The organism is Paenibacillus sp. FSL R7-0128 (assembly GCF_038002245.1).
GTDB classification, from domain to species: Bacteria; Bacillota; Bacilli; order Paenibacillales; family Paenibacillaceae; genus Paenibacillus_AQ; species Paenibacillus_AQ silagei.
Map to the genome: position 1 here is coordinate 6,851,527 of NZ_JBBOCD010000001.1, position 20,132 is coordinate 6,871,658.

Sequence of the window (20,132 nt, forward strand, 5' to 3'; positions counted from 1 at the left end):
GCATCAGTGACGCGGTGAGATCAGCTGAGAGATATCAGGCGTCGGTGTATTCAGCTTCGGGTAACTCAGGTCAAGCCCCTCCAGCGTTTTGACCACAATCTTCATGGCCAGATAGTTGCGGTACCAGCGGTGATTCGCCGGAATCCAGTACCATGGAGCCTTATCTATACTGCTCTCCTGGAAAACATCCTCATACGCCTTTTGATAATCGTCCCAGTATTCGCGTTCCTGCAGATCACTGGCATCGAATTTCCAGTGCTTCGCCGGATCTTCAAGCCGCTCCTTAATCTTCTCCAGTTGCTTCTCCTTAGAGATATGCAGAAAGAGCTTAATGACCGTCGTTCCCTCTTCCGCCAGCATCTCCTCGAACTGGCGGATGTAGCGGAACCGCCGCTTGGCATCCTCCTTGCTAAGACTGCCATGCACGCGGGGCACCAGCACATCCTCATAATGCGAACGGTTGAATGCGGCAATATAGCCTTTGGGCGGGGTCTTCATATGAACTCTCCACAGGAAATCGTGCGCTTCTTCCTCCAGTGAAGGCTTCTTGAAGCTGGTTACGATGAACCCTTGCGGATTGATGCCGGAGAAGATGTGTTTGACGGTTCCGTCCTTACCGCTTGAATCCATTCCTTGCAGGATGACCAGCAGCGAATGCTTTTTCTGTGCAAAAAGGATATCCTGCAGCTTGACCAGCCGTTCCTTCAGCTTCTCCATTTTGGCTTCGGCTTCTTCTTTGGATTTGAAGTCTCCCCGTTCATCAGGATCGAGGTCCTTCAGGCGTGTTTCACTGGTGTCTTTTATCATATAGCGCTTGATGTTCATATATTCCCTCCTCCACTCTGTTCTTTAAGATTAACCTCTTCATCTTCATTCTAACCGCTCCCCACAGGCAATGCCAAAACCCCGCCTCCCTGGTTGTATACAGAGGGGCGGGGTTTTGAGCATGTTGCTATGGTCAGATTGTGGCCGGCTTCAGTACACGGTGCAGCATCAGAATCTGGAAGGCATTACAGGCGATAAGTGGTACAAGAATAAAGATGGTGGCGCTGTCCACGCCGATCCGCAGCACACCGATAATCTCCACTATAGTGATGGCTGTCATGAAAAAAAAGGTCGGGACCCAGGCTGATGCGTTCGTGCTGCGCATTTTGAGCCAAGATACAATAAGTGCAGTGAACAGAATAGCCACGCCTAGCGTCAAATCCGTCCGGGCGCTCTGGTCTCCGCTGACAAAGGTGCGCAGGAACATCAGCTCAAACAGCGCCAGCACGGCCAACACCAGCTGTATGTAACGCCACGCCTTGCGCGGGAACACCCCGATGCCCGTATAGTTGAGGATCAGATAAGCAAAAAATCCGAGCTGGGCGTATACGCTTACAAGCACTCCGTAGCCCAAAAGAATCAGGGAGTACAGGAGAAGATCGGCAGTGCCTTTAAATTGTATACCGCCATTCCCTATCTGCAGAGCAAGTCCAGCAATGACAGCCCCGCCTGCACCGATCAAAAGCGTGGTCCAGAACAAATAAAACCATTTTCTCAAGCTCAGCACTTCCACCTCCCCGTGTCAGATTTATTTTACCAAGGTTACCGTCAAAAAACCATTCCGCTTCAACATAAATGTGCCCTGGCGCGGCATACTACAATCAGTAATTCTATAAAGGAGGGCAGCGCCAATGAAATGGAGGGCTATCTGGTCTGGAGGCTTGGCACTTGGCTTGATAATCACCTTGACGGCCTGCGGGGGCGAACAGAGCAGTTCTTCTTCGGGACAAGGCGGATATAAGGAAATGAAGACGATGGTTGTCGATATATTGAAAAGTGATGAAGGGAAAAAGGCTGTAGAGGAGGCCTTGTCTACTCCAAGCTCAGAAGAGGGCAGCGCCGCCAGCGGCTTAAGCATGAAGATGATGCCTATGCAAACCACGGAGCAGATCCGGCTCGCTGTTAAAGATACCCTCACCGCGCCGGAGTATCAGAAGGAAATTGAAAAAATCATGACTGATCCGCAGTTTGCCGGCGATTTCGCCAAAGCGATTAATAAACAGAGCAAGGAACTTCATCTTCAATTGATCAAGGACCCCACTTATCAGAAGTCGGTTGGAGAAATTATGAAGTCGCCCGAAATGACGAAAATGTTCCTCGATCTTACGAAGACTCCGGATTACCGCAAGCAGTCCATGACGATTATGCAGGAGGCTATGCAGAACCCGCTATTCCGTATGGAAGTACTTACGCTTCTCAAATCCGTGGTCCAGGATGAACTGCAGCCTAAGGTTGAGAAAAAGGATGGGGGTAAAGGCGGCAGCGGCGGGGAGGACAAGCAGGGCGGTGACAGCCAGAAGCAGGAAGGCGGAGACGATTCCGGTTCGGGTTCTTAACCTCTTATATTTTAAAATAAGGCCTTGCCCCGTGGATGGGACATGGCCTTATTTGTTTATTTGTTTATGTGCGTTCAAGGTCAAAGGGTGATTATTGCTCGTACTTGGCAATCAGCTTGTCTGCAATGTCTGCGAACAATATTCCTGTAGCCGTATCCGCCTTATATATTGACGGTGAGAAGTCCGGCTCGGAAATATGGTTGTCCGGGGCACCCAGCGGCACCTGGGCCAGCAGCTCTGTATGCAGCGTTTCCGCCAGACGGGCTCCGCCGCCTCTGCCGAAGATATAATCCTTTTTGCCGCAGGAGGAGCATTCGTAGTACGCCATATTCTCAATGACGCCAAGAATCTCATGCTCGGTCTGCAGAGCCATAGAGCCTGCTCTCGCTGCCACAAAGGCAGCTGTAGCATGAGGGGTAGTGACAATGATCTCCTTGCTGTGCGGCAGCATCTGGTGGACATCAAGGGCCACATCGCCCGTACCTGGAGGCAGATCCAGCAGCAGGTAATCGAGTTCCCCCCAGCCGACATCGGCGAAGAACTGGCGCAGCATTTTGCCAAGCATCGGTCCTCTCCAGATCACCGGACTATTCTCTCGGATGAAGAAGCCCATCGACATGACCTTGACGCCGAAGCGTTCTACCGGAATAATCGTTCCTTCTTCCACGATCGGCCCTTCTTCAATTCCCATCATGTCCGGGATACTGAAGCCGTAAATATCTGCATCGATCAGGCCGACTCTCTTGCCCTTACGGGCCAGTGCCACGGCCAGATTCACAGTTACTGTTGATTTCCCGACCCCGCCCTTGCCGCTGGCGATCGCGATGAAGTTCACCCCTGAGTTCTCGTTAATCAGCTCATGCCCCTCAAGGCCTGCTGCGTGTCCTTTGAGCTTCTCCCCTTCATCTGAATCCGGCTCGTCCCCGCTGCCCTCTCCGCGAAGCATAGCCCGTTCATAATCGGTGGCATCACGCAGGCGGATATGAATCTGTTCTGCCCCGCCCGCCGTAAGCAGGTCACGTACCTGCTGCTCCAGCTCCATCCGCTTCTTCTCATCCGAATCCAGACATACGATGGATAACGAAATACGGTCCTCTTTGATCATGATATCGCGGATTAACTGTAGTTCGATCAGGCTTTTTCCGGATTCCGGGTCTGTAAGCGGCTGTAAAAGTTCCTGAATTTGTTCCCTGGTCTGCATGGAAAGCACCTCTGTTCCTATCCGGCGGTAAGCCCCGGGATTTGTACCTATTATAGCATTACCCCCGGAGGGAAGAGTAGTCCCACCCTATGCCGCTATGGCTGCTCGGAGCTGTACCGCAGGATGCCCCGGTAGATGCTGGTTGCCACCTTCCGCTGATACAGATCATCCCCTAGGAGCAAGGACTCCTGAGGATGTGACAGGAAGCCTACCTCAACGAGCACGGACGGCATCTTTAACACTTTTAACAAATAAATGGTATTCGCCGTCTTCGCCACGCGGTCCGTATTCTCAAGTGTAGCTCTCAGCTCATCCTGAACCAGCCCGGCCAAGGCCTTGTTCCTCTCGCTGCTTGGATAATAGAAGGTCTGCGCCCCGCTCCAACGGTTGGAGGGAATACTGTTCATATGTACGCTGACAAACAGATCGGCGCCCTTCTCTTCAATGCTCCGCACCCGCTGCTTCAGATCCTCCGTCTTGCGTCTTGCGTACCCTTTGGTGCTGTCCTGGGCCAGATCATAATCGCCTTCACGGGTCATCACCACAATCGCCCCAGCCTGCTGCAGATAATCGCGCAGATACAGCGACACGGAGAGATTGATATCCTTCTCAATCAGGCCTGAGCGGCTCACTGCTCCCCCGTCCGGTCCCCCATGACCTGCATCAATGGCAATCACCTTGCCGGAGAGCGGCAGGCTCCAATAATTGACCGTCCTCGCAGTCGGCATGTCGTAGGCAATGATTCCGATCATTATCGTGAGCAGCACAGCGCCCAGGATACCTTTTTTGATGCTGCGCCAAGAGATCCAGACCGAGACTTTATGCTTCTGCCCTCCAGACATAACAAAGACCCCCTCGTCCCGATAGATTCTACTCATCTATATGGGACAAGAGGGCCAAATAGTACTGGCTGTCAGGAGTTTACAGAGACTTCCGGTGACATACCTTCAATCAGAATCTGCGCCACCTCAGGGCGAGTGAATTCAGGAGGCGGACACTGTCCGTCACGCAGCAGCGCACGTACCTTCGTACCGGAGAGAGTCAAGTGCTGGTCAGACGGATGCGGGCAGGTTTTGCTGGAGGCCATATTGCCGCACTTCACGCAGAAGAAGCTGTGCTCGAAGAACAGAGGCGTGATGCCCAGCTCCTCGGCGGTGAAGTTCGCAAAGATCTCCTGCGCTTCATACGTGCCGTAATAATCACCAACACCCGCGTGATCACGGCCGACAATGAAGTGTGTACAGCCGTAATTCTTGCGCACCATGGCATGGAAGATGGCTTCACGGGGGCCCGCATAACGCATCGCTGCCGGGAAGACGCCAAGGAAGGTACGGTTCTCCGGATAATAATTCTCCAGTAAGGCCAGATAACTCTTCATCCGCACGTTGGCCGGAACATCATCCGACTTGGTCTCACCAACCAGGGGATTGAGGAACAGAGCGTCTACAACCTCCATAGCGCATTTCTGGATATACTCATGGGCACGATGTACCGGGTTACGCGTCTGGAAGCCTACAACCGTTCTCCAGCCCTTATCGGCGAAGATCCGGCGGGTCTCGGCGGGGTCAAAATAGAATTCAGCGAACTTCTCCGGCTGCGGGCGGTTGAGCACCGTTATAGGTCCGCCTACATAGGTTGCCGGCCGGGACAGCAGCTTACTGACTCCGGGATGCGCGGGATCGGTTGTTTTGAACACATTGTGCGCCTCAACCTGTTGGTCTACCGTATAAATACTCTCAATATCCAGCAAACCGTAGATGATATCATCGTGTTCGCCTTTGAGTGCCACTCTGTCGCCTATTGCAAGAGTCGCTGCCTGCTCGTCACCTATAGCCAGCGTAACCGGTATACTCCATACGGTTCCGTTAGCCAGGCGCATATTGCTTACTACCGAGTGATAATCCTCTTCGTTCAGGAATCCGGTGAGCGGCGAGAAGGCACCTACACCAATTAAATCCAAGTCAGATAAGGTCCATGTATTGAGGGCAATCGATTGATGGCCTGAAGCTTGCTTCAGCAGTTCTTCTCTCTCTTCTCCGTCTGCGATGCGCCGGATCAGCGTTCCTCCGTGAGGAAGTATTGAAGTCATCCCTGTTCTCTCCTCCTGTGCAATGCCTGTGTAGTGCTGTATAGAGTGCTGGTAATTTAGTGCGTGCGGGTAAATAAGTGCGGATAAATTAGTGATCATATCTGAGCGATATTTATTTAGGCGTGTCTTATTTGTGTAGTCCGCATTCTGTCTTGTCCGAACCGGACCATCTGCCGGCACGCGGATCTTCACCAGGCATAACAGCCCGGGTGCATTGCTCACAGCCGATACTCGGGAAATTTCGGTCATGCAGCGGATTGTAGACTACATCATTCTCGCGGATATAATTCCACACATCCTCTGTAGTCCAGTTCGCAATCGGATTGAACTTGACCAGCCCGAACTTATTATCATATTCTATCTTCTTCGCATTGGCCCGGGTAGGAGCCTGATCCCGGCGAATCCCGGTAATCCAAGCGTCGTATTGTGAGAGAATACGGGTCAGCGGTTCTACCTTACGGATCGCGCAGCACTGGTTAGGGTCAGTATTCCATAGGGCCTCCCCATACTGCAAGGCCTGCTCCTCCACCGTAATCTGCGGAGACACCCGGACGAATTCCATCCCGTACTTATCAGCCATAATATCTCTAGTCTCATAGGTTTCCTTGAAATGATAATCCGTATCTAAATAGAACACATCTGTCGAAGGACTCACCTTCTGGATCATATCCACCAGCACTACATCCTCCGCCCCGAAGCTGCAGGCAAAGGTTATATTCGGAAAGGTCTCCACCGCCCAGCGGATAATCTCCTCGGGAGAAGCATTCTCCAGCTCTTCCGCTTTCACTTTGATTAAATCCTCTTTCTCGAGCAGGTTCATCTTAGTTTCCTCCATCCGGATATCGTCAAGATCGAAACCTACGAGGCTAATCCCGACTAATTCTATAAGATATAGTATATCCGTTTATCCGGCGAAGTCAATGGGTTTTGTTCAATTTGGAATAAAGTTTGGAGTGGAATTTAACCCTGATCAAGATTAACTTGGTTTAAGACAAAAAAAGACCTCTCCGTTTCTGGAGAGGCCTTTTTGATGGATGAAATTAATATCTCATTTTGGAAATTAAAAAACAAAGTGTGCCTAATCCAATTTGTTATTGTTTGATATTTGGTCAACACTACTTCGGCTCTTTAACTGATTCATAATTAAAACTCCAGTTCTTCTGTATCTAGATTAATCCGGTAACCGCTTGCTGCTGCGAAGTCCTCGCCATACTGACCATACCCCAATTTAATTACCCCAACCGATTCAGGTACTCTCTGCACAAGTAATTTAAAGGATTCAAAATCCTGCTCTTGCGTAGTTTCGATTACATCACCAGATCTTTCCCCAGTATCTACGAGGACATTTCCTGTAGACTTTTCATAATAAATTTTCCTACCAATATTCATTATCTCAATCCTTTCTCAGCCCCATGCTGACCATAAATAATTTTGGGTAGCGATTTGATTGTAGCTATTGGATATGGTAATTCCATTATCTAAAATAGTAACATTGGCACTTATAGATCCTCCGGAATCATAAACGCTTAAAATCTCTCTGCTATAGGGAGAGGCTAAAATTGAACTATCGATAAAATAGCCCCAAATATTAGTCCATGATTCTCCATTGGGATTATAAGAAAATGAAAAAACTTTAGGCCTGAATCCTAACCCTGAAATTGTAATTGATCCACCTGCCCATATGATTCCGCTTGCCGAAGATATAGGTTTTAGATTTCCAACAACTCCGAATATGTTAACTCCACTTCGAATGTTACCAGAAGTAAAGTTTCCATTAGTAATTGCAACTGATGCAATACCTGCACCAAAACCGCTACTCGTGAGATATGCCCCAGTAGGAAAACCAAGGGACAGTGCACCAGCTCCGTTAGTCCATGAAGTCACAGCCTGTTGGTCATTCGTTCTATTCGGAATATTACCTTTCATCCCAAATATAGATTTCCCTGCAAGTACATTTTCAGGCAGCATGTCTGCAGAATCAGCAGAAATCCAGGTAGATCCATTATAATATCCCGCAGGGGGACGAAAGTGCACTTTGGCATACGGATTATTATAAGCTCCCACTGGCCAATATGCCGTTTCCTGTGGAGGCATATTGTTATTTTCCGCTGATCTGTTTGGCATTGTTCCTAAACTGCCAGCAATAGTTGTTCCATTTAATACTTTATCCACAGGAACCGCTACTCCAGAGATCGAAATAGCGCTACTATAAAATCCCGCTGGTTTTGTTTGTACATTAGCGTTTGGGGTTATTGTTCCACCAGGACCATTATTACTTATTTCTCCGTTCACGACTCCATTCTCTGTGCCAATAGAATACCCACTTAAAACATGGGATGCAGTTGCTGTACCATACTCACCCCCTTCACCCTGTAAGATAAAAGCCGTTCCATCATAGACTACCGTGTACACCCCGCCCTGCACCAACGGCGGGTTATTGCCGTTTGGCTTTTTGATGGACTTGGCCCCCAGGCCATTGACGTTAAGCGTGATCGGGCCGGAGGTGGATGATAACGCCTTAAAGGATAGCCGCTGCCCAGATGCAAGCGTCACAATAGGTGGGTTTGCGGAAGCAGTGAAATTAGGCGAGCTGCCCGCGATGGTACCAAGGTAAGACAAAGAACCCTGAACCACTTCGGCCAATGTTTTACCTGCGTGAAGGTCGGCATCAAGACCACTGCCTGCACCGTCATTCTCTTCTGTCCACATTTTGAACCAATTGCTCCAACTGCCGGAGCCCCCTACATTAGTCGGATTTCCTCTACGATACATAGGGCCAAAACCCGTGTAAGGATATACAATCTGTGTTATGGTATCTGAATTGGGTGCGTGTAACACAAGCATCTGTCCGTAATAATAATTCGGACCAGGGTGATTCTTCATTGCGGATGCCATCAGTCTATAAACTCCTGTCGACACAATTGTGTTAAGGTCTGCATCTCCTGCAACAGTATCGGTCCGCATATAGTTGATCCCATGAAGTCCATCTAGCAAGTCTGCTTCCAATCCACTTCCTGAACCATCCACTGTAATTAATTTGGAAAGCACATCAGCAGCAGTGTACTTTGCAGAGTCGAGCGGAACATACCCTAATGAAGCCCCCATGACTGGGTTGTTATGAATACCGACCCCGATATCGCCTGCAGTCACAACAGGTAAAGCTATTTGAACCACATCACCAGCAGTTGCAAATATAGCAGGGGCACCATTACTGTACCCACTGGCCGCAACTTCAACTCGCTCAATGTGTACCCATCCATCCGCTGTGGTTAGTTGCACATGAGTAGCCTGAGTTACTCCGTTCTTCTTCAGTCTTCCACTCTTATTAATTATTACTCGTGTGCCTGACTTTACACGTATCCAGAATGAGGTAGTAAAACTCTTGTTAAGCCCACCTGCTGGTAAGGTGCCATTAGCTGTCATCAAATTGGTTGATGGTATAGTACCATTGGGGTTACCTGTACCGCTCCCCATAGTGTAAGACGCTATATGGTATTCTGTACCGTAACGCGTGCCTACACCTCCTGCAATTGATCCTATGCGATTCAGTAAGCTTGTAATATCATCAGTTAAAGCATTCCTTGTACCTCCGAAGGTAGAATTATCAAAATAGAATTTCCCTCCGCTTGACACACTTGTTCCATTCATTGGTGTGAAAAATCGGTTATTGACAAATGTGTCTGAGCAATATATGTCATGAGCACCATTTTCTGGGCCTACAAACCTACCAGAGTCCCCCAGTATGTTAGTTACACTTCCAAAGGGTAGATTATCGACGGAAATATTAGCTGTAGCATCCAGACCAGCATAACCTCCGGCTGCATTTTTCTTATTGGAATTCTCATTTTCAACCCAAGAATTCCACGTTCCACCTGTGATACGACGAGACCAGCCGATGAAAGTGGGAGTCAGTACGACCTCTTGAATAACGTTTCCCGCATCAATGGCCCGTACTCTAAGGTAACCAGATGGTGTAGCAACGGGACCGTTTTGCATAACTGACCCAATAAGGGAGTACTCCCCAGATTGAAGAATGTTATTGAAGTCTGAAGATAGTAGGGCTCTGCTATATCCAGTCTTTTCCGTCAATTTGAACTTTTGAATCGTATCAGGCAACGCCGAAGCATCAGCGATCTCCAGCTTCAGATTATCGACCTTGGCCTCGATATAATCATCAGCGAAGTCCTGTCGATCATTATCCTGTCGCAACTCCGCGACACTCTGGACCACCTCGGAGACCACGCCGCCCAGGCCCGTCCGCCAGCTTGCGGCGACCTCTGTGACGTTAGCCGTGAGCATGAATTTGTCCCGGGCCAAATAAGTCACATAGTATGCGGCTTTAGAGTCATAGTCTTCTGGAGCGAGTGATGCCGTAGCTACTTCGTTGGGAACCGTAAACCTCCACTTTGGATCAATATCTGCCCCTCTATAGACCGCTAACATCTTAGATGATAGCTTGCTCAGCCGGGCAGCTCCCCAATAGCTATCCGTTTGTGCAAGAATATAGTATCTTCCTGAATCTAACTTCGGAACAACGGACTCCCTTTGAATTACGCCCGTCTCCACGCTTATCTGATTGCCACCCGGATGGAGCGTAATACTTCCCTCAGCATTGGGAAGCGATACTGGCTGCGCCGCCTGTGCCAGCATGTAATCCAGCGTATACGGCTGCCAGACTGTTGTAATAGGTGCCTGTGCTGCCGGCACTGTAGTCACAGCACCGGCATTGCTGGTAGCTCCGATAACTGTCCACGTCTTCATGCCGCTTCCATTGTACGGAGTACCAAAGGTACCGTTATTCATACGGTATCCATAAAAATAGGCTGAAATTTCAGCTGCTGTTGGGGAATAACTAGCTCCCCAACCACCGTCAGTATTAGCCACCGAAAGATAAAAGTCCCTTCTGCTAGACGCTTCTGTAAAATACGCTTGATCTGCGTCTGTCATACTAGAAACAGAGCTGAGAATACGTCCGTCATATTTCATGGCTATAAAACTGTTATATCTGAGGGCTCCCTCTAAACCTGACAAATACACCCTTTTCACATCTCCTGAAACATTTCCTGCAAGCATCCAGGGGGCAGACCCACTCAGAATCCGCTTTTTTACCCGCTCCAAATACATCCACTCAACCCCTGCACTATACACACTATCCCGAACATCCCCTATCTGCCCAAGGGTGACAGGGAGAACAACGGACTGCGGCTCTGCTGGTGTAAAAGGTGTAGTGGTGCTGCCAAGTTCGATCTGAATATTATCATAGCGTTTGGTTTGCGCAGTGGAAGTTGCGACTGATCCATAAGCGAACAAGATTATTTCAGTTTCACTGCCTGAATTAAAGCTGATATTTTTAGCTCCAGTACCAGAAAGTACTGCCCCTGTAATACCACTATAGCCCTCATCACTGCCTTTTCTCACACTGATTTGCGGCGCATCCGAGCCTGCAACATTGGTTAAGACTGCTGACAAGGTATACACCGTATTGGGTACGACTGTATAGCTCTTTGATCTCATATAGCTGTACGCTGCTGTCCCAGAGGTGACAGTTATACTACTTTTAGCTAAATCCTCAATCAACGCTGTTCCAGCGCCATTCCCTAGCGAATAGCCCCCGCCACTGTACAGGTTACGTCCCTGCTTAGTGACGGAAACACCTTGAATGTGCTGCCTACCCGCGACAAATGGGTAGTAGTCATCAAAGTTATCGGCTGTTAGTGATGTACCAATACGATCATATTCGTCCTTAGAAATCTCATAAAATCGGAATCCTGTACCAATCGCAGACTGGAACGAGAGGTTTGCTTCTCCAAACACCTGTAGGTGGAAGTAGAATTTTGTCTTTCCTGCGAGTTCGAGCGGGCCCACTTTTCCGAAAGACGTTTTCCACTGTCCGGGGCCACCAAGCGTTACAGAGTTACCTGCTACCGTCCCGTTCGGAAGCGTTCCTGTACCGAACTCAAATAATGCCCGGGCAGACACCGCCTCCACTACTTGGATGTCAATGGCGAACACATAATACTTTGTCGGGTCAATTTGACCATTAGGAAGTAATTGGTATCCCGTACCACTTCCAGCGGTTGATCCTGTATAAGCTACTTGGATTGTCTCTACGTCTGAGTATTTGGTGGAGAATGTATCTCTTGAAACGGTGGAATTTCCCCCATTAGCCATAAAATCTGCTGCTTTATTACGAAAAATAAGATTAGCCAGTGTGCGCCCATGTACCACCAAATCCAATTCACTACCGTTCTGGTCCGCCTGGATCACTGATGTGCCCGTCCCCAGGGTTTGGGTCAGATCTACCCGGCCTAATTGACTAGAATCGGCCTTGGCATTCCAAGCGGTCCGTTCTTCTGCTGTAATGTGGACCGTTGTATTCCCGGTATGACTCGTTAAATTGGCTTGAACTGCATTTGCCTTAGTACTTGCATCCGTTGCAGCAGCAGCCTTCACCGCATCCGCCTTGGCCTGCGCTCCTGCAGTTGTCTCTTTGGCGTTCCATGCGGTACGCTCCGCTGCCGTCAGGTGCCGGGTAGTATCATCCGCATGCGCCTTAGCCGCCTCCAGTGTTGTTGCAGGCGCTGTCCTCCAGGAAGATTTGCCTGTAATCGACTTGATCGTGTTCGCCAGCCAACCCAGCAGATTGGTGACGGTGCCGCTGTCTCCTGTTGGCGCTGTCGTATCTGAGATCGTCCGGTTTCCAATAACCGCATCCGTGGCAGTGCCTGCCCCGCCTGCTCCTGCGGTGATCCCGGCCAGCTTATTCTTCTCAGCCGTGGTGTAATCATTAGCAGACAACCCCTTGCCAGATACCTTATCCACCTTGGCGTCAGCAAGAGCGTCCAGTTCGGTCTTCTTCGCAAACACCAGCGACTCATCAATGACTGCGGTAATATTGGCGGCTGTGCCTACCACTACGACACAATCGAACGTTTTCTCGATAATGTCTGATCCGCCGCCTGGTGGAATGTAGTCTGCGGTTACTCCGGCATTAGCGTAGGCGTAGAGAATTTCCCCCGCATCCGGGTCTTGTGCGAAGACTCCTACTTCACGCCAGTAAAATCCTGTAGAGACATCCGCGTTCCGCAGCACCGAACCAATAATCGCCTTATTAGGCGGCTGTGTGGTTATTCGTGTAATCGGCAAACTGATTTTTTGCGAAATCAGGCCATTCATCGCCGGAACAGCTTGTCCTGTAAGTGAGCCGTCGCCTACAGCAATGCGGGTATAATTCAACTTGCCCCCCGCTTGGGCTTTCCCTTGCAGCACAAGACCTTTATTGGTCAGTGTCATGCCTCCAAATACTGCCACATGATTCCCTCCCTAAATCTGAATATGTTCCCCGAAATGTAAAAAGCCGCCCAAATAAAGAGGCAGCGGCTCCGCTTGTGAAATAGTGACGCTATCCAGTACAGCAGACAACCGCTTAACCGCATCAACAGCGGCAATGAATTCCTGAGCCCGTGCAGCAGTCACATCTGCATTGTTGGTGACCACCCGGAAATGATAAGGATCTCCTCCATATTGCCACCATTCTTCCACTGCACCCTGGCCAAACAGGATGGCGATCAGATCTTCTACTGCACCGGCAGTCCCTTTGTGCCTATGAAAGGGAATTGCATTTTGAATCAGCAGCTGCTTCTGTTCAACAGGCAGAGCCGGATCATAATACGGCGGCTTGAATTGCCAGGCCAGCTCATCCGTTTCCGCATCTGTCCATTCCGCTGACCGGCTGAATATATTCAGACCGGCGATCATAGCGGTTGTCTCTTGCAACTGTATATCTAACGCAGCCGCGGCCGCGGCCATGGCAGGGTCCTTACGAATGGAAGGCGGGAGCAGATCGCTCAGGCTTAGGGTCTGGATATTAATCATCTGCCAGCCCCCCATAAGTCAGTGCCGTTGTGCCGGATCGAGCCACTTGGGTTGCGGACATGGTTTTATACACGGGCTCTGTTACCGTCACCCGTAGTGTCCCGGCAGCCATAATACGGGATATTAGCTCTGACGGGTTGATATCCCGGCCAAGCTTGGAGCGCTGCCATAGCTGATAAGCAGCAACAGCTGCCGATACTGCCGCCTGGATACCCGGAACCTCAGCAGCCCGGCTGCGGCTAATATAATAGGTCAGCGCAGTATTATAACTGACAGGCTGCGGCGCACTCACGGTTACCTGATCTGTCAGCGGCCGGATTCCCCTGTCCTCCAAAGTCTCGGCAATTGAATTCAGGACATCCTCGTTTGGAATCTCCCCCTCTGCCAGTAACGGAACCACGGTTACACGCCCGGGCGCCGGAGAGAAGGCATGAACATCCTTAATTGCCGAGGAAGCGGACTTGGCCCAGAATTCATATGCTCCCTGAGGCCCGGCCGTTGAATATGATTCCGGCGCATGGCGTATGCGTTCCTTGAATGCTTCATCTGTCTCAGCAGCAGCGCCGCCAGAGCTGGTGGTCAGATTCGTTACCGACTGGACAAAAGGCAGCGGGTCCATTAGAACATTAATCTGCCCGGGCAAGAACCCGTTCCCTGTTGTCCCCGATTCGGAGCATTTTGCCTTGATCATTCCCGCAGTCTCTCCCGGAGGAATCTCCAAGTACTCCATGGTTATAAAATAAATCGTGCCCTTCCCTCCCTGTACTCCGACGCGTGTCCCTGCCGGTATCGGGGTCGCTGAAGCCAGCGGGATGGACAAAGCAAACTCAAGCGTAACGATTGCCGCAGATGCCTCTAACCGCTTCGATCCTTGAAAAGCCCCCATGTGATCCAATAATGTTCCGGAGGCATACCGCAGTAAATTTCCTTTGGCTGTCTGATTGATCAGCACCTTTTGCTGGATAATCACCGCTGCGAGCGAAGACAAAAAAAGCCGCACCGGATCGGCAGGCTGTAGAGTGCGTCCGGCAAGGCCTTCATATACAGTGATGACATTCTGCTGTATGGCTGCTGCATCCTCCTCCGAAAAGCGGATATCCGGTAATTCAGCATATTCCAATTCCTACTCCTCCTCTGCCAGGCTATATTTCAATACAACGGCCAAGCTGCCTGTAAGCTGTTCTTCTATATCCTTGTGAAAAGAAATATCGGCCACGATTGCGCGCGGCTCCTGCTCTGTAATGGCTGTGATGATCGCTGCCGTCAGGCGGGATTCAGCGATGTATGCCGGTTCATCAATAATCGAGTAGTCCAGACCAACTCCACGGGCCAACGGTGCGCTCCCAAGCGGAGTAGCCAGGATCATCCTTATATTCTGAGCCACTTCCTCTGCTACTGTTACCGGGCTAAAATCAATCAGGCTAGGCTGAGTCATATCAATGGTATACATCATTTCACATACTCCTCAAGCGAGATCGTGACCTGTGCGTCCAGCACATTGCCGATGCTATCCAGCCTGTTCCAATCCTGCGACAGACTGCTGATCACCCATAGCCCAACCCCGACATTCTTGCGTCCTATGATTAACGGCATCGCTTTGCCGGCACGGTCCAGCTCGGTAAGCCTGTCAAGCTCTTTGCGCGGATTAAGGCCAAGCGCCGCCGAGAAATGAACCGAGAATGAAACCGAATCTGCGCCCGGTCCCAGAAATTCCTTCTTGGGCTTCTTGCCGATAATGTCATGCTGCGCCCACCGGCTGGAGCTGCTGCGTTTGAATTCATCTATGGTACGAATGGCGCCTTCCGCAACGACAAAGACCACCGGGCCTAGACTGCCAATTTTATTCATCTTATAATCTTGCTTCTGGTCATTACTGCCCTTATTGCTCATCCGGTTCTGCCTCCTCCATCATGAACTGAGCTGGCAGACAGCTTGCCGGTAACCGTCAAGTCTCCCTCGATCAGCACCCCGCCGGTTGCCTTAACATTCAGCTTCTGGGCTGTTCGGTCATAATAGACATAGCTGCCATCCTCAAACCATACTCCCCGCTGATCCTGGGTGCCGGAAGGCTGACCGTCATCCGCAAAATAGGTTCCCAAACAGATGCCAGCGGAACGCGCATGATTCAAAAAAGCACACACGACCCGCTCTCCCGGCAACGGTACTGCATTGCCTTTTCCCCAGCCGCCCGGTGTTAGAACCGGTAACTCGGCGGAAACTATATCATCGCGGTCTGCAAAAGTAACCCTGACACTTCCGGCTGCCAGATTAGCTGTAGATACCCTGCCAATAAGTATCACCATTCACCACCCCAATACTTTACGAATGTCCAGACTGGTTGTATATCCGCTGCTTCCAATTGAGTGCCTTGCCGATTCAATAATGTATTTACCGTCAAACCGCTTCCAGCCTTTGATATTAATCGTGAGTCCTGTGGCCATCCTTAGATCTCCCATAAGCGAGAGAGTACCTTTGCCGCCCTCTTTATTCTTTTCCCGGAGCCTTTTACGGGCCAGCCGCATAGCATCTGCTTGCGAGTCGACCTGTTCATTAATCTTAAGAATTGGACCGCTCTTAGGCGCGCCTTGAGGGGTATACGTGGCCTTCAAGGACTCTTTGCCCTGTGATGGAGTATACGTCACTGTACATGCCCGGAAAGCTGCAAAGGCAGTATTATAAGTGAAGCTGTAATCTGTCACATTAGTCTCCCCCCGCACGATCGTGGCCACCGCTTCTTTCTGTTCATATTCCTGTTCATCAAAAAGCACCAGGCTTCCAGAAGATACTTTAATCGCGATACCTTCTTGTGTAGCTGTGTTCAGCAAAAAGGCCAAGTCCGACACCTCCGACTGCTCCAGCCGATCATAAGAGGGGTTGTCCTGTGCCTCGTAGATTAATTTGAGCTTCGCGCGTTTGGCTACTTGGGCAGCTACTGTTTTCAGATTGGTTTTCTCCCAGCTGCGTGAGCTGCGCTGCATCCGAACTTCGGAGGTCACGGGAAGCGAGACCGCCTTAATCGAGATCGTGTCGGGAGGACCGCTAAAATCAATACTGTCTACCTCAAAGGTGCCCAGCGGAAGCTTCTTAATTTCACCCGGCTTGTCCCAGTTGACCGTCCGTATCGCAGCAACCAATTGATCGCCTTCAACCGGTGACCAAGGCCCCTGCCAATTGCGCTCCCTGTCCTCAAGCGTAACTGTAAGATCATCTAACGAACCCGAGGCAGCATCATTATACTGAAAGTCTGTCAACGATTTAGTGATATCCTGCGTAACGTCCTTTCCGTTATAGCGCAGCTCGAATACCGCTCTGCGTGCATCCTGCATAAGTTCCACGTGCTTCACTCCCTTCGCCAAGGAGGTAATGAGCTGGATATGTCGGAGGGCAGCTCCGGTACATTCAGTACAATATTGCCTGAGAATACACTGACAGCAGCATGTGCCGGATTAGCATTCAGGAGCAGCGTCAGGAAACGGGCATCTCCATAGATTTTAAAAGCAATCCCATCCCACATATCGCCTTGTACCGTTCTATAGATCATTGGAAGCTCACCCGCCTCTGTTGCACTAGCATCGACTTGAACCGGCGTTCGAATCCGTCCTCAGACTGCCTTAAAGCCTCCCGTACCTGTTCAGCTACAGATTTATCGCCACCCTGAAGGGTTACACTAGGCGCCCAAGTTACATGGATATCCCCATTGTTAACGGAATTATTATTATACCCCATTAAATCATTTGCCTTCTCAAGCAAAGACCTCGACCGGGGCTTGCGGTTTAAGGGAATAGCAATTTCAGGGCCAGCCTCACCAAAAATAGAGGGCACATATGCGATACCGCCTTCAGCGTATTCTGCAATGCTTGGCCCACCATAGAGCGGGTGGTATGGTTTCACTTTCGGTTTGACACCTTCTTTGCCTTCTCCCCCTGGAACTCCAGTAGCATTCGGAACTTTCCCTATCTGCTCCCAAATAAGCTGCAAATTCACTTTCATTTCAGCAGGCAGCTTATCAAGCGCAGCGTTAAGAAGCATCACCTTATCCAGAGCCTGCCTAAATCGATCTTGTTCAGCAACAGACATATCCTTGTACTTGGCTGCTTGCTCTTGCAAGGTACCACCAAGATCAAGTTCAATTATTTTTTTCTGAGTATTATAATAATTGACCAGACCATCTTCTGCCTCTTTCCTATCACTATCTGTTTTCTTAAGTTGGTTGTTCTTCTTATTAATGGATTCCTCCATTTTAAAATAGTCATCTTCAAAGTGATCTATTATTGTATAATCTTTCCCAGTCACTTGGCTTGCTTTTTTAGAAAAAGCTAAAAACTTCTCGCCTTTTTGATTAGGATCGAGATCACTATATTCTATTTCGTTGTACTCCTCCATAAGCACGACGTAGTCCCTATACTTTACCTTCATCTCCTCATAGGCGGCACTTTGATCTTTAAGATTCTGAGTCAGCTCTGAATAATTATTCTCCAATTCAGGCAATTTGGCTTGTGCAGTAAGGGCCTCATGTTCTAGTTCACGACGTCCCATTTCTTCTCGGGCTTTGGCAATATCTCCGACAAGACCCATCTGTTCTCGGAATTTATCATTCTTGGAGCCTTCAGCAGACAAAATATTAGGATTCATATCGATAAGTGTTTGCTCTACATCCTTCAGTTTTCGTCTGGCTTCTAACAATTCATCAGCTGGAGTTCTTGCATCCTTAATCTTCCCTGTCAATCGGTCATGCTCAGTGATTAGATTCTGGGTTTTGGAATTAGCCTCCTCAATCGCTGAATAATTAGCATAGGATTCACCCAGCACATCCCCCATATTCAAAAGCTCCTGGCGCGCATCCTCCTGATGCTTTTTGAAGGCGATGACACCGGCCGTGACCAGTCCGACACCGGCAACAGCGAGACCTACGGGATTCGTCAGCAATCCCAGTGCACCTGCAAATCCTCCAGCCGCTCCGCTGGCCGCGCTGGCCGCCTTAATGATCGTGGAGAACCCCTGAACAATCTTCACTGTTTTTGTGGCCAGCATCGCAGCAGGAACAGCGAGACCGATGACCATCAGCACTTCTTTGTTGTCTGACGCCCAGCTGGTCAACCCCTGAAGTGCAGGCATCACGCTCTCTCCCAGAGGAACCACAAGACCGGACATCAACTCCCGCCCTATGGCTGCAAACTGCTCGGTTAGCGTATTATCCTTAATCGCAGACACTTCATCCATCGTCTGCCGGGTCATATCAAACTGATGCCGAGTCTGGCCCAGCGACAACACCGCTTTGTTACCTATCTCCTCAAACTGAGACCCGAATATAGCGCTGGCCAGGGCCGCTTGATGAACCGGATCTTTAATTGCTTTTAGTTTCGCAATCAACTGATTCATGGCATCCTTACCGGTCATAGACCCGTCTGCCAGCCCCTTGAAGATTTCATCCCCATTGCCCATTGTCTTGCGCAGTTGAAGCATGGCCTTGCTCGCCGAATCTCCGCCCGCCTTCAAATCCTTGACCAGGGCAACAGCTCCATTCTTCCCGGCCACTTTCACCAATTCGCCGAATTCCTTCGACTTCGTTCCGCCACTTACAAGCGCAGCACTGAATTGATTCAGCTGCTCAGGTGCAAACAGCTCATAGACAGCGGCCTTTGTGGAATCCGAACCCTCTTTTACGGTGGAGCTGAATTTCTTCACAAGCCCGGCAAGACCCTCAAGGGAATTCCCCCCATTGTCCATGCCAGAGCTTAATAATTCAAACATCTCGTCAGCAGAATATCCCATCTTCTTGAAGTCAGCGCTGTACTTCTCTACGGCACTTAGAAGCCCGCCGGATGTGTTCATGCCCTTCTGCGCACCTTGGGCCATCAGATTATAGGCCTGCTCTGAAGAGATGCCGAACTTTTGCATCATCGCGTCAACGGCTTGTACTGAGTCTGATATATCCCCCTTAAAAACATCGCGATACGTCATAGCCGTCTGGGTGGTCTTCTCCAGCTCATCTCCGGTTTGGCCCAGAACTTGCTGTACCGTTCCAACCGCCTCACCGATATCTTCGAAGTTTTTACCGTAATTCTGACTGTACAGGCTATCGGAGATTTCTTTCATTCCGCTCATCTCAGCGGCGGTTAATCCGGTTGATGCCTGAAGCTGCGCCATTGCCCCGGCAGAATCATTTACAGCCGTCCAGACGGCTTTTAGGGGTTCAACCGCTTTAGTCAGCATGGAGAAATCCACTTTTTCGAAAGCAGCCTTAAGTTTGTCACCAAGTTGTTCGGCTTCGTCGCCAGCGTCCTCAGCATCTCCGCGCAGTTGATCGAAGTAGCCTGCCCTGGCCAGCCCCTTAAGCACGTCTTCCAAATCCTTAATTTGCTGTTCCACTTCCTCAACAGAGCGGGGAACATTTGGATTCACCAATACATTCAACCGGACAATAAGCTCACTGATGCTGCTTGGATTGCCTGAACCTGAACCTGCCATAAGTTACCTCCCTTCTTTAATTCTCGCCACCCGCTCTGCCCAATCCCCCAGTTCCTCAACAGGCAGGCCGAGAAAATAGGAGATTGGAGTATGGGTAAGCATGGCCAAAGAGACGGCG

Annotated in this window: 17 protein-coding genes; 1 reads left to right on the forward strand and 16 read right to left on the reverse strand. The window is 50.0% G+C overall.

The genetic code is table 11. From position 1 onward, the window contains the following. Positions 1-3: 3 nt before the first annotated feature. Together NST26_RS29110 and NST26_RS29115 are read right to left on the reverse strand one after the other, a co-directional pair. Positions 4-825, reverse strand: coding sequence for a PPK2 family polyphosphate kinase (locus NST26_RS29110; protein ID WP_340980457.1), 822 nt, complete (start codon positions 823-825; stop codon positions 4-6). Positions 826-958: 133 nt separating this feature from the next. After that, on the reverse strand, positions 959-1,549 hold the full coding sequence (locus tag NST26_RS29115; RefSeq protein WP_076081762.1) for a KinB-signaling pathway activation protein: 591 nt from the start codon (positions 1,547-1,549) through the stop codon (positions 959-961). A 127-nt stretch (positions 1,550-1,676) separates the two neighbouring features. Between NST26_RS29115 and gerD the strand changes: the two genes are divergently transcribed. Beyond that, on the forward strand, positions 1,677-2,381 hold the full coding sequence (gene gerD, locus NST26_RS29120; protein WP_036721773.1) for a spore germination lipoprotein GerD: 705 nt from the start codon (positions 1,677-1,679) through the stop codon (positions 2,379-2,381). Between the two features lie 91 nt (positions 2,382-2,472). Here gerD and NST26_RS29125 read toward each other — a convergent pair whose 3' ends face one another. The 14 genes from NST26_RS29125 to NST26_RS29190 form a co-directional block, all read right to left on the reverse strand. After that, entirely contained in the window at positions 2,473-3,582 is a 1,110-nt protein-coding gene (locus tag NST26_RS29125; RefSeq protein ID WP_340957852.1) for an Mrp/NBP35 family ATP-binding protein, read from the reverse strand. 95 nt (positions 3,583-3,677) lie between these two features. Next, positions 3,678-4,424: an N-acetylmuramoyl-L-alanine amidase CwlD gene (cwlD, locus tag NST26_RS29130; protein ID WP_340957851.1), complete on the reverse strand. Its 747-nt coding sequence runs from the start codon at positions 4,422-4,424 to the stop codon at positions 3,678-3,680. A gap of 71 nt (positions 4,425-4,495) precedes the next feature. Next, a complete protein-coding gene (sat, locus tag NST26_RS29135) occupies positions 4,496-5,671 on the reverse strand; it encodes a sulfate adenylyltransferase (protein WP_036721781.1) in 1,176 nt (391 codons plus the stop codon). A gap of 127 nt (positions 5,672-5,798) precedes the next feature. After that, positions 5,799-6,491 (reverse strand): phosphoadenylyl-sulfate reductase, encoded by a 693-nt coding sequence (locus NST26_RS29140; RefSeq protein WP_036721783.1) that lies wholly within the window; start codon positions 6,489-6,491, stop codon positions 5,799-5,801. A 323-nt stretch (positions 6,492-6,814) separates the two neighbouring features. Then, positions 6,815-7,060 (reverse strand): hypothetical protein, encoded by a 246-nt coding sequence (locus NST26_RS29145; RefSeq protein ID WP_340957850.1) that lies wholly within the window; start codon positions 7,058-7,060, stop codon positions 6,815-6,817. Between the two features lie 15 nt (positions 7,061-7,075). After that, on the reverse strand, positions 7,076-12,982 hold the full coding sequence (locus NST26_RS29150) for a phage tail-collar fiber domain-containing protein (RefSeq protein WP_340957849.1): 5,907 nt from the start codon (positions 12,980-12,982) through the stop codon (positions 7,076-7,078). 12 nt (positions 12,983-12,994) lie between these two features. Continuing rightward, positions 12,995-13,546 carry a phage tail protein I gene (locus NST26_RS29155; RefSeq protein WP_340957848.1) on the reverse strand — a complete coding sequence of 184 codons (552 nt, stop codon included), beginning with the start codon at positions 13,544-13,546 and terminating at the stop codon, positions 12,995-12,997. Beyond that, positions 13,539-14,666: a baseplate assembly protein gene (locus NST26_RS29160; RefSeq protein ID WP_340957847.1), complete on the reverse strand. Its 1,128-nt coding sequence runs from the start codon at positions 14,664-14,666 to the stop codon at positions 13,539-13,541. The genes NST26_RS29155 and NST26_RS29160 overlap by 8 nt, the downstream gene beginning before the upstream one ends. 3 nt (positions 14,667-14,669) lie before the next feature. Next, a complete protein-coding gene (locus NST26_RS29165) occupies positions 14,670-14,999 on the reverse strand; it encodes a GPW/gp25 family protein (protein ID WP_339251581.1) in 330 nt (109 codons plus the stop codon). Further along, complete coding sequence (locus NST26_RS29170) at positions 14,996-15,436, reverse strand: phage tail protein (RefSeq protein WP_235191732.1); 441 nt, start codon at positions 15,434-15,436, stop codon at positions 14,996-14,998. The genes NST26_RS29165 and NST26_RS29170 overlap by 4 nt, the downstream gene beginning before the upstream one ends. Next, complete coding sequence (locus NST26_RS29175; RefSeq protein ID WP_340957845.1) at positions 15,433-15,849, reverse strand: phage baseplate assembly protein V; 417 nt, start codon at positions 15,847-15,849, stop codon at positions 15,433-15,435. The genes NST26_RS29170 and NST26_RS29175 overlap by 4 nt, the downstream gene beginning before the upstream one ends. Continuing rightward, a complete protein-coding gene (locus NST26_RS29180) occupies positions 15,850-16,872 on the reverse strand; it encodes a phage late control D family protein (protein WP_340980879.1) in 1,023 nt (340 codons plus the stop codon). 14 nt (positions 16,873-16,886) lie between these two features. Further along, the gene (locus tag NST26_RS29185; RefSeq protein ID WP_209878878.1) at positions 16,887-17,087 is read right to left on the reverse strand and encodes a tail protein X; all 201 of its coding nucleotides are present in this window, start codon (positions 17,085-17,087) and stop codon (positions 16,887-16,889) included. Next, a complete protein-coding gene (locus NST26_RS29190; protein WP_036721800.1) occupies positions 17,084-20,014 on the reverse strand; it encodes a phage tail tape measure protein in 2,931 nt (976 codons plus the stop codon). The genes NST26_RS29185 and NST26_RS29190 overlap by 4 nt, the downstream gene beginning before the upstream one ends. Between the last annotated feature and the right edge of the window lie 118 nt (positions 20,015-20,132).